The 14,808-nt window shown below is 74.0% G+C and carries 14 protein-coding genes and 1 pseudogene; 3 read left to right on the top strand and 12 right to left on the bottom strand.

The window, feature by feature from the left end; genetic code table 11:
* Positions 1 to 17: 17 nt before the first annotated feature.
* On the top strand, positions 18 to 1,664 hold the full coding sequence (locus tag AC0665_RS23195; protein ID WP_478606808.1) for a PucR family transcriptional regulator: 1,647 nt from the start codon (positions 18 to 20) through the stop codon (positions 1,662 to 1,664).
* A 6-nt stretch (positions 1,665 to 1,670) separates the two neighbouring features.
* Here AC0665_RS23195 and AC0665_RS23190 read toward each other — a convergent pair whose 3' ends face one another.
* From AC0665_RS23190 to AC0665_RS23170, 5 genes are all read right to left on the bottom strand, one after another.
* A complete protein-coding gene (locus AC0665_RS23190; RefSeq protein ID WP_468637237.1) occupies positions 1,671 to 2,813 on the bottom strand; it encodes a glycosyltransferase family 4 protein in 1,143 nt (380 codons plus the stop codon).
* 223 nt (positions 2,814 to 3,036) lie between these two features.
* Positions 3,037 to 4,755 (bottom strand): DNA repair protein RecN, encoded by a 1,719-nt coding sequence (gene recN / locus AC0665_RS23185; protein WP_468637289.1) that lies wholly within the window; start codon positions 4,753 to 4,755, stop codon positions 3,037 to 3,039.
* A 199-nt stretch (positions 4,756 to 4,954) separates the two neighbouring features.
* Positions 4,955 to 5,860: an NAD kinase gene (locus tag AC0665_RS23180; RefSeq protein WP_363122572.1), complete on the bottom strand. Its 906-nt coding sequence runs from the start codon at positions 5,858 to 5,860 to the stop codon at positions 4,955 to 4,957.
* Positions 5,857 to 6,672 (bottom strand): TlyA family RNA methyltransferase, encoded by an 816-nt coding sequence (locus tag AC0665_RS23175; RefSeq protein WP_468410680.1) that lies wholly within the window; start codon positions 6,670 to 6,672, stop codon positions 5,857 to 5,859. Before AC0665_RS23175 ends, AC0665_RS23180 begins: the two co-directional genes overlap by 4 nt.
* Before the next feature lie 7 nt (positions 6,673 to 6,679).
* Complete coding sequence (locus AC0665_RS23170) at positions 6,680 to 6,955, bottom strand: hypothetical protein (RefSeq protein WP_468410682.1); 276 nt, start codon at positions 6,953 to 6,955, stop codon at positions 6,680 to 6,682.
* 42 nt (positions 6,956 to 6,997) lie between these two features.
* On the opposite strand from AC0665_RS23170, the gene AC0665_RS23165 reads away from it, so the two are divergent.
* Complete coding sequence (locus AC0665_RS23165; protein ID WP_478606817.1) at positions 6,998 to 7,345, top strand: sterol-binding protein; 348 nt, start codon at positions 6,998 to 7,000, stop codon at positions 7,343 to 7,345.
* On the opposite strand, the gene AC0665_RS23160 is transcribed toward AC0665_RS23165, so the two are convergent.
* The 4 genes from AC0665_RS23160 to AC0665_RS23145 all read right to left on the bottom strand — a co-directional run bounded on the left by AC0665_RS23160 (position 7,329) and on the right by AC0665_RS23145 (position 11,476).
* On the bottom strand, positions 7,329 to 8,246 hold the full coding sequence (locus tag AC0665_RS23160) for an ABC transporter ATP-binding protein (RefSeq protein WP_478606820.1): 918 nt from the start codon (positions 8,244 to 8,246) through the stop codon (positions 7,329 to 7,331). The genes AC0665_RS23165 and AC0665_RS23160 overlap by 17 nt on opposite strands.
* Positions 8,243 to 9,280, bottom strand: coding sequence for a FecCD family ABC transporter permease (locus tag AC0665_RS23155; RefSeq protein WP_468410726.1), 1,038 nt, complete (start codon positions 9,278 to 9,280; stop codon positions 8,243 to 8,245). The genes AC0665_RS23160 and AC0665_RS23155 overlap by 4 nt, the downstream gene beginning before the upstream one ends.
* A 35-nt stretch (positions 9,281 to 9,315) precedes the next feature.
* Entirely contained in the window at positions 9,316 to 10,359 is a 1,044-nt protein-coding gene (locus tag AC0665_RS23150; RefSeq protein WP_478705718.1) for a FecCD family ABC transporter permease, read from the bottom strand.
* Between the two features lie 85 nt (positions 10,360 to 10,444).
* Entirely contained in the window at positions 10,445 to 11,476 is a 1,032-nt protein-coding gene (locus tag AC0665_RS23145; RefSeq protein WP_478705717.1) for an HAD hydrolase-like protein, read from the bottom strand.
* 72 nt (positions 11,477 to 11,548) lie between these two features.
* Between AC0665_RS23145 and AC0665_RS23140 the strand changes: the two genes are divergently transcribed.
* Entirely contained in the window at positions 11,549 to 12,841 is a 1,293-nt protein-coding gene (locus AC0665_RS23140) for a DUF1015 domain-containing protein (RefSeq protein WP_478606826.1), read from the top strand.
* 61 nt (positions 12,842 to 12,902) lie between these two features.
* On the opposite strand, the gene AC0665_RS23135 is transcribed toward AC0665_RS23140, so the two are convergent.
* The 3 genes and pseudogenes from AC0665_RS23135 to AC0665_RS23125 form a co-directional block, all read right to left on the bottom strand.
* Positions 12,903 to 13,694, bottom strand: coding sequence for a tetratricopeptide repeat protein (locus tag AC0665_RS23135; RefSeq protein ID WP_478705829.1), 792 nt, complete (start codon positions 13,692 to 13,694; stop codon positions 12,903 to 12,905).
* Entirely contained in the window at positions 13,586 to 14,308 is a 723-nt protein-coding gene (locus AC0665_RS23130; RefSeq protein ID WP_478705836.1) for a hypothetical protein, read from the bottom strand. Before AC0665_RS23130 ends, AC0665_RS23135 begins: the two co-directional genes overlap by 109 nt.
* A 118-nt stretch (positions 14,309 to 14,426) precedes the next feature.
* Positions 14,427 to 14,808, bottom strand: a pseudogene (locus AC0665_RS23125) (hypothetical protein); the annotation flags it as partial.

Below are 14,808 nucleotides of genomic sequence, written 5' to 3'. Positions count from 1 at the left end.
CGGGTAGCGTCCGGCACATGGACAGCGGGACGGACAGCGGTTACGACACCCCGGGCGCCGGGATCACCGTGCGGCGGGCGCTGGAGCTGCCGGGGCTGCGCAGCGGGCTGCCCGAGGTGCTGGCGGGCGCCGAGCGGCTCGGGCGGACCGTGCGCTGGGTGCACGCCGGAGAGGTGCCGCACATCGCCTCACTGCTCAAGGGCGGCGAACTCCTGCTGACCACCGGCTACGGTCTCGGCACCCGCCCCGCCGAGCAGCGGGCCTTCGTGCGCACCCTGGCCGAGCGCGGTATCGCGGCCCTGGTCGTGGAGCTGGGCCCGCGCTTCACCCGGCTGCCGGCGGCCCTCGTCGACACGGCCCGTACGGCCGGACTGCCCCTGGTCCAGCTGCACCGCGAGGTGGCGTTCGTCACGGTCACCGAGGAGGTCCACACCGAGATCGTCAACGGCCACTACGCCCTGCTCCAGCGGGCCGAGGAGGTGCACCGGCGGTGCACACAGGCCGTGCTGGGCGGTGGCGGGGTGCCGCAGGTCCTGGGCATTCTGGCGGACTTCGCCGGCAATCCCGTGTTCCTGGAGACGGCCGACGGGCAGCTGCTGTACGCGGCCGGGGCCGGTCCCGAGGGCACGGACCCGCTCCAGGTGTGGGAGGGGCTGCGGGGCCAGCGCAAGGAGGAGCCGCCGCTCGCGGGGTCGGTCCTGGTGGACGTGCCGGGCGGGGGGCCGGGCAGCGGGGGTGTCCGCGCCCGGCTGGTGGTGCCGCCGGTGCGGACCCCTCCGGCCGCGGTGCACCGGATGGCGACCGAGCGGGCCGCTGGCATCCTGGCCGTGGTGCTGATGCAGGCCCGCCAGGAGGAGGAACTGGCCGCGCGTGGGCGCGGTGACTTCCTCACCGACCTCGCCGAGGGGCGGATCGCGGCGGAGGACGCCCCGGCGCAGGCACGCGTGCTGGGCTTCCGGCCGGGCGGGGGGCCGCTGCTGCCGGTGGTCATGCGGCTCGGGGACGTCCTGTCCCCGGAGGGGGGAGGCTGGGCCGTGCCGGCCCGGGCGATCGCGGAGGAGCTGGCGTCGGTGGGCGTGCCGGTGCTGCTGGGGGTGCGGCCGGTGGAGGGTCGGGTGCTGGTGCTGCTCGGCCTGCGGGAGGAGTCGGAACGGGAGTCGGTCGCGGACCGGGTCGCGACCGCCCTGCGGGCGGGGGCGAGCCGGTCCGGCATGCCGCGGCCGGGCGGGCAGCCGCCCGTGGTGGTCGTCGGGACGGCCGGGGGCTGGACGGCGGTGGCCTCGGGCCTGCGGCACGCGGCCGAGACGGCCACGGCGGCCCAGGGGCTGCCGGACCGGCCCTGGTACGACGCCCGCCGGCTCGACATCGACCTGCTGCTGTGGCGGCTGCGCGACCATCCGGATCTGGCGGCCTTCGTCGACCGTGCCCTCGGCCCGCTCCTCGCGCACGACCGCCGTTCCCGGCCGCCGCTGCTGCCCACGCTGACGACGTACCTCGCCCACGCGGGACGCAAGGCGGAGACGGCCCGGGAGCTGCACCTGAACCGGCAGACCCTGTACAACCGCCTGGCCCGCATCGGGGAGTTGCTGGGCACGGACCTCGACGACCCACAGACGGTCCTGGCCCTGAGCCTGGCCCTCAGGGCCCGCCGACACGTCCCGTAGGGACCGCTACGGCAGGGGCCGGGGCTGGGTCAACTCGTCGTACACGCTGAGCACTTGGGCGACCGTCTCGTCCTCGGTCGGCCAGGTGGCGGCCTGCCGGGCGCCCTTGGCCGCCAGCAGGTCCCGGCGCTCCGGGTCGCCGAGCAGTCCCACGACGGCGTCGGCGAGGGCCTTCGCGTCCCCGTACGGGACGAGTTCGGCCGCGTCCCCGACCAGTTCGGGGATGCCGCCGACCGCGGTCGCGACCAGCGGCACGCGCGCGTGGAGGGCCTCCTGGGCGAGCACCGAGCGGGCCTCCCAGCGGCTCGGCAGCAGGGCGAGGTCGGCGGCGGCGAGCAGATCGGTGATGTCGTCCCGCCGCCCGAGGAGCCGGACGGGCAGCCCCTCCTCCTCGATCCGCCCCTGGAGCTCACCGCGCAGCGGGCCTTCCCCGGCGATCACGACCAGGGGCACGGGGTCGAGCCGGCGCCAGACGCGCGCGGCGTCCAGCAGCACGTCGTAACCGCGGTGCCGGTCCAGGGAGCCGACGGCCATCAGCAACGGCCTGCCGATGGCGCCGAGCTCGGCGCGCACCTTGGGCCGCAGCCGGTCGGGGTCGTCGGGCTCCGGGGGCCTGCGGCGGCCGGGCAGCGCGACGGCCGCGAGCCGGGCGTCCCGCGCCCCGGTGAGCCGGGCCCGGTCCACGAGCGCCGAGGTGGTGCCCAGCACCACGGTGGACGCCTTCACGACCCTGCGCTCCAGCACCCGCAGCATGTGGGCCCGCGCACCGTCGGCGTGTGCCCGGTCGTGCCACGTCACGACCAGCGGGGTGCGCACGCGCCGTCCGCCGAGGGCGAGCACGGTGCGGAAGGAGGCGTGCAGCCCGTGCGCGTGCACCAGATCGGCATTGGCGCAGGCCGCCCTCAGGGCCGCCACCGACACCGGATCGCTGCTGCGCGGAATGTGCACATGGTCGGCCCCGGCACCGGTGAAGTCATAGGAGCGATCGGCCTCGTAGGGGGCGCACACGGTCACTTTCACGCCCCGTGCGACGAGCCCCGCGGCCAGCGAGCGCACATGCGCGCTGCTGGTGGCATTGCCTCCGCCCAGCACCTGCACGGTACGCAGCGGCGACTGGCCATGCGGTGAGTGGCTGCTCACGGGGGTCACGTGGCCGGGCTCCTGGGTCGGGTCGGACGGTCACGACGCGGTCTCGCCCGCGTACTCCGCCAAGGATGCCAGGCCCTACAAGGGTTACGGGAACGCCGCGGCCCCCGCGACGCGACGGCGGGGCGCGGCACCGGGGTGACACGCCCCACCAGAGTCACCCACACGAGTGAACTTGGGCGGCGGTCCGGCCGCTGCCGACACCCCGGCCGGTGCGCCGCCCCGGCTAGCCGTCCGCCCGGGCCGTCGCCAGCAGCTCCTCCGCGTGTGCCCGTGCCGTCTCGGAGTCCTCCTGGCCGGCGAGCATGCGCGACAGCTCCCGGACCCGGTCCTCACCTTCGAGGACCTTGACTCCGGAGCGGGTCACGGACCCGTCGCTGGTCTTCTCCACCAGCAGCTGCCGGTCGGCGAAGGCGGCCACCTGCGGCAGGTGCGTCACCACCACGACCTGCGCGTTCTTCGCCAGCCGCGCGAGCCGCCGGCCGATCTCGACCGCGGCCTTGCCGCCGACCCCGGCGTCGACCTCGTCGAAGAGGTACGTCGGCACCGGATCCGTCCCGGCGAACACGACCTCCACGGCCAGCATCACCCGCGACAGCTCACCGCCGGAGGCGCCCTTGGCGATGGGCCGGGGCGGCGCGCCCGGATGCGGGGCCAGCAGCAGCTCGACCTCGTCGGCGCCCGCGGGACCGTAGGCCACCGGACGCCCGCCGACCTCGACGCCGTCGGGGTCGTCGGTCTGCCGGATGTCGAAGGACACCCGCGCGTGCGGCATGGCGAGCGAGGCGAGCTCGGCGGTCACGGCGGCCGCGAACCGTTCGGCGGCCTCCGTCCGGGCGTCCGTCAAGGCCTGGGCGAGCCCGCCCAGTTCGGCCCGCAGCGCGTCCCGCTCGGCGGTCAGCTCCCCGATCCGCTCGTCGTCACCGTCGAGTTCGGTGAGCCGGGCGGCGCTCTGCTCGGCCCAGGCCAGCACGGCGGCGATGTCCTCGCCGTACTTCCGGGTCAGCCCGGTGAGCGCGGCCCGCCGCTCCTCGACGGCCGACAGCCGCAGCGGATCGGCGTCCAGGTCGTCGGCGTACCCGGCCAGGTCCCCGGCCGCGTCGCGCAGCAGGATCCCGATCTCCCCGATGCGGTCGGCGAGCGCGGCCAGTGCCGGATCGTGCGTCCGTACGGCGTCCAGGGCCCGCTGGGCACCCGCGACGAGGGTTCCGGCGTCGACGCCCTCCGGGTCCTCGGGGTTGCCCGCGAGGGCGGCGTGCGCGGCCGCGGCGGCGGACGCCAGCGCCTCGGCGTGCCCGAGCCGCTCGGCCTCCTCGGCCAGCTCCACGTCCTCACCCGCGCGGGGTTCGACGCCTGCGATCTCGTCGAGTCCAAAGCGCAGCAGGTCGGCCTCCTGGGCCCGCTCGCGCGCCCGGGTGGTGATCTCCTCGAGCTCGGCGGAGACGGCCCGCAGCCGCTTGTACGCCTCGCCGTACTTGGCCAGCGGTCCGGCGACCGCGTCACCCGCGTACCGGTCGAGCGCCTGCCGCTGCCGGGACAGCTTGAGCAGCCCCTGCTGGTCCGTCTGCCCGTGCACGGCCACCAGCTCGTCGGCGAGCTCGGCCAGCACGCCCACGGGCACGCTGCGCCCGCCCAGGTGCGCCCGTGAGCGCCCCTCGGCGGAAACGGTACGGCTGATCAGCAGGGCCCCGTCGTCGAGCTCGGCCCCGGCCTCCTCGGCACGCACCGCGGCCGTGGCGTCACGGGGCACGGTGATGCGCCCCTCGACGACCGCCTTGCCGGCCCCGATCCGCACGAGCGCCGGGTCGGCCCGCCCGCCCAGCAGCAACCCCAGGCTGGTGACCACCATGGTCTTGCCCGCACCCGTCTCACCGGTGACCGCGGTGAACCCGGGCGACAGCTCGACCACGGCGTCGTCGATCACGCCCAGCGACCGTATCCGCATCTCCTCCAACACGGACACGACCTTACGAGGTCCGGGCCAGGGATTGCGACTGGCCTGCCCTTGTCACCCACGAGAGTGGCGGAGCCCTGTTTTTCTCAGGGACGCGGGGGCGTAGCGATGTGCGGCTCCGCCGGCCGGGCGCGACAGGCCACAGACGCCCCGCACTCGCCGACGAAGCGAAACCACCCCCCACAAGCCGCTAGTGAGGAGCCCCCCGCCACCCGGAGACGGGCAGCGCGAACTTCGCCACCAGCCGGTCCGTGAACGAGGCGTGATGCAGCCGGGCCAGCCGAACCGGCACAGCCCCCCGCCGCACCTCCACCCGCGCCCCCGGCGGCAACTCCACCGTCCGCCGCCCGTCGCACCACAGCACACCCGGCGGAATGTGCGGCAGCACCTCCACGGCCAGCACCGAATCCGGCGAGGTCACCAGCGGCTTGGCGAACAGCGCGTGCGCGGAGATCGGCACCATCAGCAGCGCCTCCACCTCCGGCCACACCACCGGCCCGCCCGCCGAGAAGGCGTACGCCGTCGACCCGGTGGGCGTCGCGCACACGATCCCGTCACAGCCGAACCCCGTCACCGGCCGCCCGTCGATCTCCAGGACGACCTCCAGCATCCGCTCGGCGGACACCTTCTGCACGGCCGCCTCGTTCAGCGCCCAGTCGGTGTGCACGATGTCCCCGTTGCGGTGCACGACGACGTCGACGGTCATCCGCTCCTCGACCTCGTACGCCTTGCTCACCACCCGGTCGACGACCTTGTCGAGGTCGTCCCGCTCGGCCTCCGCGAGGAAGCCGACCCGCCCGAGGTTGACGCCGAGCATCGGCACACCCGACGCCCGGGCGAACTCGGCGCCGCGCAGCAGCGTGCCGTCGCCGCCCAGCACGATCAGCAGCTCGCACCCGTCCAGGCACTGCGGAGTGGCCTCCCTGACCAGCTCCACCTCCGCCGGAAGCGGCAGATCGCGCGCCTCGGCCTCCAGGACGCGCACCCCGAGGCCGGAGCGCAGCAGCCCCTTCACGACGAGCTCGGCACTGCGCACGGCCGCGGGCCGCCCGGTGTGGGCGAGCAGGAAAACAGTACGAGCTCGGTTCTCGGTCAACGCGGCCCCTCCGCCACTGCACGGTCAACGTCGGCCGGGTCCAGTTCCGGTGCCCCGGCCCGCAGCCACAAGAAGTATTCGACATTCCCCGACGGCCCGGGCAGCGGACTGGCCGTCACGCCCTTCACCCCGAGCCCCAGCCCCCAGGCCTTCTCGGCCACCCCCCGTACCGCCTCGGCCCGCAGCTGGGTGCTGCGCACCACTCCCCCGCTGCCGAGGCGCTCCTTGCCCACCTCGAACTGCGGCTTGACCATCATCACCAGGTCGGCGTCCGGCCTCACGCACCGCACCAAGGCGGGCAGGACCAGCCCGAGCGGGATGAAGGACAAATCCCCCACGACAAGATCCACAGGCTCCCCATCGATCGCTTCAAGCGTCAACTCGCGTACGTTCGTACGGTCCTTGACGGTGACGCGTTCATCCTGCTGGAGGGACCAGGCGAGTTGGCCGTATCCGACGTCCACGGCGACGACATGGGCGGCGCCCGCCCGCAGCAGGACGTCGGTGAAACCGCCGGTGGACGCGCCCGCGTCGAGCGCCCTGCGCCCCTCGACGGACAGCCCCTGCGGCCCGAACACCGCGAGCGCTCCGGCGAGCTTGTGGCCGCCGCGCGAGACGTAGTCGGGATCACTGTCGTCCTGGGCCACCACGATGGCCGCCGCCGTCTCCACCTGCGTGGCGGGTTTGGTCGCGACGGTCTTGCCGACGGAGACGCGCCCGGCGGCGATCAGCTGCCCGGCGTGCTCGCGCGAACGCGCGAGCTTCCGGCGGACCAGCTCCGCGTCCAGACGGCGGCGTGCGACTCCTGCCACGTTCGGTTCAGCTCCTGTGCTCGTACGGCCGCGGGGGCACCGGAGGTCCCGGGCGTACGTCGAGCGCGGTCAGCGCGTCGCGCAGCCCCCGGTGTACATCCTCGTACACCTCGATGTGCCCGTCGGTGGCGAGGTGGTCCGCATCACCGAGCCGGTCCAGCGCCGCGTCCACACCGGCGTCACCGGTGGGAGTGCGGGGCACGTTCAGGGGGGCGGGGGCGGCGGGGTCGTACGCGGGCTCTTCCTCCGCCGCCGGCGGGATCTCGGGAACTGGGTCGTCCATGCCCCGACGCTACCGCGAACCGCTGCGGTACCGTCGACCGCGATGGCCACGATCGAGGAGTGCCGCAGCGCACTCGACAAGCTCTCGGACACCATGCAGCACGCCGCAGGGGACGCCCGCGAGGCCGCCGCCCTGGACCGCTCGGTGAGCTGCCACATCACGGACCTGGACGTCACCTTCACCGGCCGGATGCGCGGCGGGCGGATCGAGGTGCACGACACCGTGCCCGGCCCGCCGCCCGGCACGGCCGAGATCAGACTCGCCATGACCGGCGACGACCTGGTCGCGCTGGTCGGCGGCGAGCTGCACTTCGCCAAGGCCTGGGGCTCGGGCCGGGTGAGGCTGCACGCGGGCGTGCGGGACCTGCTCCGGCTCAGGAAGCTTCTGTAGCCGCGGTCTTCCCGACGGTGGCCGCGGCCTTCCCGACCGCGTGCGCGGCGCGGGACGTGCGGGCCGCCGGCACGACCAGCGGTGTGCCCGTCTCCGGGTCGTCGATGACCTGGCAGCGCAGCCCGAAGACCTCCTCCACCAGTTCCGCCGTGACGATGTCCTTCGGCGCGCCCTCGGCGATGACCCGCCCCTCGCGCAGGGCGATGAGGTGGGTGGCGTAGCGGGCGGCGTGGTTCAGGTCGTGCAGCACGGCCACGAGGGTGCGCCCCTGCTCCTCGTGCAGCTCGGCGCACAGGTCCAGGACGTCGATCTGGTGCTGGATGTCCAGGTAGGTCGTCGGCTCGTCGAGCAGCAGCAGCGGGGTCTGCTGGGCGAGGGCCATGGCGATCCACACGCGCTGGCGCTGGCCGCCCGAGAGCTCGTCGACGTAGCGGTCGGCGAGTTCGGCGACGCCGGTCTGCCGCATGGACTCCTGGACGACCCGCTCGTCCTCCGTGGACCACTGGCGCAGGATGCCCTGGTGCGGGTAGCGGCCGCGGCCGACGAGGTCGGCGACCGTGATGCCGTCGGGCGCGACCGAGGACTGGGGCAGCAGGCCGAGGGTCCGCGCGACCTTCTTGGCCGGCATCGACTGGATGACGTGCCCGTCCAGCAGGACCCGGCCCTTGCTCGGCTTGAGCATCCGCGACAGCGCCCGCAGCAGCGTCGACTTGCCGCAGGCGTTGGGGCCGACGATCACCGTGAACGACTGGTCGGGTATCTCCACCGACAACTGCTCGGCGATGACCCGCTGGTCGTAGGCGAGGGTGACGTTCTCGGCGGACAGGCGGTTCACGGGGCTCCTTGGGTTGTTCAGTCCGCTGGTGGTGCTGTGCTCGGCGCTCGTTGTGCCCGCCCTCATATCCGGCCCGCCCTGCGCTCGCTGACCAGCAGCCACAGCAGGTAGACCCCGCCGAGCACGCCGGTGACCACGCCCACGGGCAGCTGCTCGGCACCGAAGGCGCGCTGGGAGGCCCAGTCGGCGACGACCAGCAGGGCCGCGCCCATGCACAGCGAGGCGAGCAGGTTCGGCCCGGGCGCACGGGTCAGGCGCCGGGCCAGCTGCGGCGCGGTGAGCGCGACGAAGCTGACGGGACCGGCCGCGGCGGTGGCGGACGCGGTGAGCAGCACGGCCGCCACCATCAGCAGCAGCCGTACGCGCTCGACCCGTACGCCGAGGGCGTACGACACGTCGTCGCCCATCTCCATCATCCGCAGCCCCCGCGCGTTGACCAGGACGAGCGGCACCAGCACGGCGGTCAGCGCGAGCAGCGGCCACACCTGGTCCCAGTCCCGGCCGTCCAGGGAGCCGGTCATCCACACGACCGCGCGGGCCGCGTCCACGATGTCGGACTTGGTGAGCAGATAGCCGTTGATGCCCGTGACGATCGCGGAGACGCCGATGCCCACCAGGACCAGCCGGTAGCCGTGCACCCCCCGCTTCCAGGCGAGCACGTAGATGGCGAGGCCGGTCACCAGGCCGCCCACCAGCGCCCCGGCGGCCACCTGGTTGGCGCTCCCGGAGGTCAGCACGATCACGACGAGCGCGCCGGCCGTGGCGCCCTGCCCGAGACCGAGCACGTCCGGACTGCCCAGCGGATTGCGGGAGATGGCCTGGAACAGCGCGCCGCCGAGTCCGAGGGAGGCGCCGACCAGCAGACCCACCAGGACCCGTGGCAGCCGCAGCTCGGTGACGATGAACTCCTGGCCCGGGTTGCCCTGACCGACCAGCGTCCGCAGCACGTCGGCGGCCGGGATCGGGAAGTCGCCGGTGCCGATGAGCACGACACTCGCCGCGAGCGCCGCCGCCAGCAGCAGGAGCACGACGGTGACGGCCCGCAGGTCCAGGCGTATCGACAGCCGGCCGCTTCGCACGGTACGGCTGGTGGTCTGCACGCCACGGCCGGTGGTCGCCGCGCGGTGGGTGGTCTTCACAGCTGTGCGGTCCTCCGCCGTCGTACGAGAAAGATGAACACCGGTCCGCCGAGGATCGCGGTGACGATGCCCACCTGAAGCTCCGAGGGCCGGGCCACGATCCGCCCGAGCACATCGGCGCCGAGCAGCAGCACGGGCGACAGGATCGCCGCGTACGGCAGGATCCAGCGCAGGTCGGGCCCGGTGAAGGAGCGCACGACGTGCGGCACCATCAGCCCGACGAACACGATCGGCCCGCAGGCGGCGGTCGCCGCACCGCACAGCACGGTCGCGGCCAGCATGGACAGCGCCCGCGTGCGGTTGAGGTCGGCGCCGAGGGCCTTGGCGGTGTCGTCGCCCATGGCCATCGCGTTCAGCGGCCGGGCCAGGGCCAGAGCCAGGACCGTGCCGGTCAGCAGGAACGGCAGGACCTGCGTGATGGTCGAGTTCGTGGCCGAGGCCAGCGAACCGACCGTCCAGAACCGCATCTTGCCGAGCGCGGCCTCGTCCATGATCATCACGGCCTGGAGGTAGCCGTACAGCGCGGCGCTGATCGCCGTGCCGGCGAGCGCGAGGCGCACCGGTGTCGCACCCCGGCTGCCGCCGAGGAACCAGACCAGCGCCCCGACCGCCGCCGCGCCGAAGAACGCGAACCAGACGTAGCCGCTGAGCGAGGTGACCCCGAAGTACGTGATGGCTGTGACGACCGCGGCGGACGCGCCCGCGTTGATGCCGAGCAGTCCGGGGTCGGCCAGCGGATTGCGGGTGAGAGCCTGGAGGACCGCCCCGGACAGGCCGAGGGCGGCACCGGCGAGCAGTCCGAGCACGGTCCGCGACAGCCGCTCCGCGACGACGACGTCCCCGTAGGTCCCCGTGTCGTCGAACAGGCCGTGCCAGACCTGCCCGAGGGACAGCTCTTTCGCACCGATCGCGATACTCGCCAGCGCGACCAGCACCAGGATCGCGGCGGACAGGAGCAGCCCAAAGGCTCGTACCGTCCGTCGGGTTGAGGGCGCGGGGGCGGTCTCCGCGCGCTGTTCGGGGGGACTCTCGACCAACACGTGGTTAGGTTAGCCTACCCTCGCATACACGCGAGATCCGGCGTCCCGGGTGCCCACCGTGCCCCCCGACTCCCCGACCACGTGCTCAGACACCCAGTCGTGCCAGCGCCTTCCCCCCGTCCAGCTCGCACACACCCTCACCGGCGGTCGTCCACGCCACGGCGCACAGCGCGCGCAGCCCGTCCACAGCCTCGCCCTTCCCGTCGAGCTCCAGCCGGTCCGCACCGGCCTTCGCCGTCCAGCCACCGCACCGGAAGGCACCCTCGCTCACCTCGGCGACCTCCGGCTGGCCGCGGAGCATCCCGCGCAGATCGGCGTCCACATACGTCGGCCGGTGCTGCGGCGGCGCCGCCAGCAACTGCGCGCCGTCCGTGACACCCGTCAGGACGAGCAGCGAGTCCACCTCGCCGTTGAACGCGCCCTCGATGTCCGTGTCCAGCCGGTCCCCCACCACCAGCGGCCGCTGCGCGCCGGTGCGCAGGATGGTCTCCCGGTGCATCGGAGGCAGCGGCTTGCCCGCGACCTGCGGCTCGGCGCCCGTGGCGATCCGGACGACCTCCACCGCGGCCCCGTTGCCCGGCGCGATGCCGCGACCGCTGGGAATCGTCAGGTCGGTGTTGGAGGCGAACCACGGCACGCCCCGCGCCACCGCGTAGGAGGCCTCGGCGAACCGGCCCCACGGCAGGTCGGGCCCGCCGAACCCCTGCACCACCGCCGCCGGATCGTCGTCGGCCGACTCCACGGGCACGAGCCCCCGCTCGCGCAACGCGACGCGCAGCCCCTCACCGCCGATCACCAGCACCCGGGCGCCGCGCGGCACCTGCTCACTGATCAGCCGCGCGACCGCCTGCGCCGAGGTGATGACGTCGTCCGCGCCCGTCGGTATGCCGAGCTCCGTCAGATGCCCGGCCACGGTGTCCGGGGTCCGCAGCGCGTTGTTCGTCACGTACGCCAGGCGCATCCCGCCCTCCCGGGCCGCGGCCAGTGACTCGACCGCGTGCGCGATCGCGCTCCCGCCCGCGTACACGACGCCGTCCAGATCGAGCAGCGCCGTGTCGTACGCCTCGCTCAGGGCCTGCCCACTGGCCTCGGGCCTTGTCCTGACGCTCCGGCTCATCCCGCATCGCTCCTCGTTCGACGGCTTTCCCCCGATCATCCCCCATGCCACCGACAGCCGTACGATGCCCTGATGAAGACAGCAGGTCACTCGGAGGCAACGACGCACCGAGGCCTGGAACTCACCCCGTTCCGAGGCCTTCGTTACGACCCCGACCGGGTCGGCAGCCTTGCCGCCGTCACATCTCCGCCCTACGACGTCGTGGTGCGCCCCGACGGCCTGCACCACCTCGAATCGGCGGACCCGCACAACATCGTCCGCCTGATCCTCCCCCAGGCCGCCACGCCCAGCGCCCGCAACGAACGCGCCGCCGACACCCTGCGCCGCTGGCTGTCCGAGGGTGTCCTGACGACCGACCCGGAACCGGGCCTCTACGTCTACGAGCAGCAGGACGGCAACGGCATGTTGCAACGGGGCGTCATCGGCGCCCTGCGCGTGTCGGACCCCGCCGAGCAGGTGGTGCTGCCGCACGAGGACGTCATGCCGCACATCGTCGCCGACCGCGCGGCCCTCATGCGCGCCACCTCCGCGAACCTCGAACCCCTCCTCCTCACCTACCGGGGCGACGGTTCGACGACCGCCACGGCGGACCTGATCGAGCGCACCGCCGACCGGCCCCCGCTCCTCGCCACCACCACGGAGGACGGCTTCCGCCACCGCCTGTGGTCGGTCACCGACCCCGACGACCTGGCGACGATCCAGCGCGACCTCGGCCGGCACCAGGCCCTCATCGCCGACGGCCACCATCGCTGGGCGACCTACCGCCGCCTCCGTACGGAGCACCCCTCGCCCAGCCCCTGGGACCACGGCCTGGTCCTGCTGGTCGACACGGCCCGCTATCCCCTCCGGGTCCGCGCCATCCACCGCCTCCTGCACGATCTGCCGGTCGGCGACGCCGTGGCCGCCCTGGAGGGCCACTTCCGCGTGCGCCGCCTCGACGTCCCGCTGGCCGAGGCCCTGGACACCCTGGCGGACGCGGCCTGCGCCGGCAACGCGTTCCTGCTGGCCGGCGACGGCGCCTTCCACCTCGCCGACCGCCCGGACCCGGACCTGCTGGCCCGCACCATCCCGGCCGACCGCCCCGCCGCCTGGCGCACCCTGGACGCGACGGTCCTGCACGCCACGCTCCTCGAACACGTCTGGCACATCCCCGAGGACTCCCCCGCCCACATCGCCTACATCCACGACACGGCCGCCACGGTCGAGAAGGCCGAACGCGACGGCGGCACGGCCGTCCTGATGCACCCGGTCCGCGAGGAGGTCGTCCGCGAACTGGCCCGCCAGGGCGTGACGATGCCCCGCAAGTCGACCTCGTTCGGCCCGAAACCGGCGACGGGCCTGGTGCTTCGCGCGCTGGACCTCTGACAGCAGAAAGGGGCGGGACCCGAGGCCTCATGGCCTCGGGTCCCGCCCCTTTCCGCGGACGTCAGTCCTTGTCGTGCTCGCCCTCGACCGGGTCCCCGTCGTCGTCCTGGTCCGCGTGCGGCGCGGCCGGAACCTCGTCGGCCTCGTCCTCGTCCTCGGTCTCGGTCTCGTCCTCGACCAGGGCGTCGACGAACTCCACGCCGTCCAGCTCGGCGAGCCGGTCCGAGGCGTCGGTGCTGCCGTCGCGGTCGGCCTCGACGGCCTTGGCGAACCACTCGCGCGCCTCGGTCTCCCGCCCGGCCGCGAGCAGCGCGTCGGCGTACGCGTACCGCAGTCGCGCGGTCCACGGCTGGACCGAGTTCGCGGCCAGCTCCGGGCTCTGCAGCGTCACGATGGCCGCGTCGAGCTGCCCCATGTCCCGCCGCGCACCGGCCACGACGAGACGCATCTCGACCTGCCCGGCCTTGTCGAGCTTGTTGACCTCGGGCGCGCCGGCCATGTCCAGGGCCTTCTCCGGCCGCCCGAGCCCGCGCTCGCAGTCGGCCATGACGGGCCACAGGTCGATGTTCCCGGTCATCCGCTTGGCGGCCCGGAACTCGGCCAGCGCCTCGCCGTACTTCTGGGTGGCGTACGCGGCGAACCCGGCGGCCTCCCGTACGGCGGCGACACGCGACGCCAGCCGCAGCGCGACCCTGGAGTAGCCGTACGCGCCCTCGGGGTCCTCGTCGAGGAGCCGCGCGACCATCACCAGGTTCCTGGCGACGTCTTCCGCGAGCGTCTTGGGCAGACTCTGCAGCTCCTGCCGTACGTCCTTGTCGATCTCGTCGCCCGTGACGTCCTCGGGGATCGGCAGCCGCTTGATCGGCTCCCTGTCCCGCTCACGCTCATCACGGAACCGGCCCTCGCCACCACGCCGGTCGTCCCGGCCGCGGAAGCCACCACGGTCACCGTCACGCCGGTCGTCGCGCCGGTAGCCACGGTCACCCCGGTCGTCACGCCGGGGGCCGCGCGCACCGCGGTCGTCACGGCGGTCGTCCCGGCCGCGGAAGCCACCACGGTCGCCGCGGTCACCGCGGTCACCGCGGTCACCCCGGTTGTCGTCACGGCGGAATTCGCCGCGGTCGCTGCGGGGCCCGTCCTCACGACGGAAAGCGGGACGCCCGCCCCGGCCGGCGTCGTCACGCCGGAAGCCGCCGCGCTCACCGCGGTCGTCTCCGCGGCGGTCGTCTCCGCGGCGGTCGTCTCCGCGGCGATCATCCCGACGGTCGTCGCGTCGGTCATCGCGGCCCCGGAAACCACCACGGTCGTCACGCCGGAAACCACCACGGTCACCGTCGCGGCCTCGGTCGTCGCCACGGAAGCCACGGTCGCGGTTGTCGTCACGGCGGAAGCCGCCACGGTCCCGGTCGTCGCGACGAGGGAACCCACCGCGATCGCCCTCATGCCGTTCGCCACGCCGGTCGTCACGCCTGTCGTCCCGGCGGTCGTCGCGACGGAAGGCGGGGCGCTCGCCCCGGTTGTCCCGATCGTCACGGCGGAAGGGGGGACGCTCCCCACGGTTGTCCCGGTCGTCACGCCGGAAGGCGGGGCGCTCGCCGCCGCGGTTGTCCCGGTCATCACGGCGGAAGGGCGGGCGCTCACCACGGCTGTCGTCCCGACGGAACCCACCGCGATCACGATCGTCCCTACGGGGTCCACGGTCACGGTCGTCGCGCCGGCCGAAGCCACCACCACGGTTGTCACGGCTGTCGTCACGACGGAAACCGCCACGGTCACCGCCGCGTTCGCCGCCACGGTTGTCCCGGTCATCGCGCCGGAAGGCGGGGCGCTCGCCGCCGCGGTTGTCCCGGTCATCACGGCGGAAGGGGGGCCGCTCACCACGGCTGTCGTCCCGACGGAACCCACCGCGATCACGATCGTCCCTACGGGGTCCACGGTCACGGTCGTCGCGCCGGCCGAAGCCACCA

Source organism: Streptomyces sp. NPDC043685, assembly GCF_056436585.1.
This window is presented reverse-complemented; position numbering and strand designations above follow the sequence as displayed.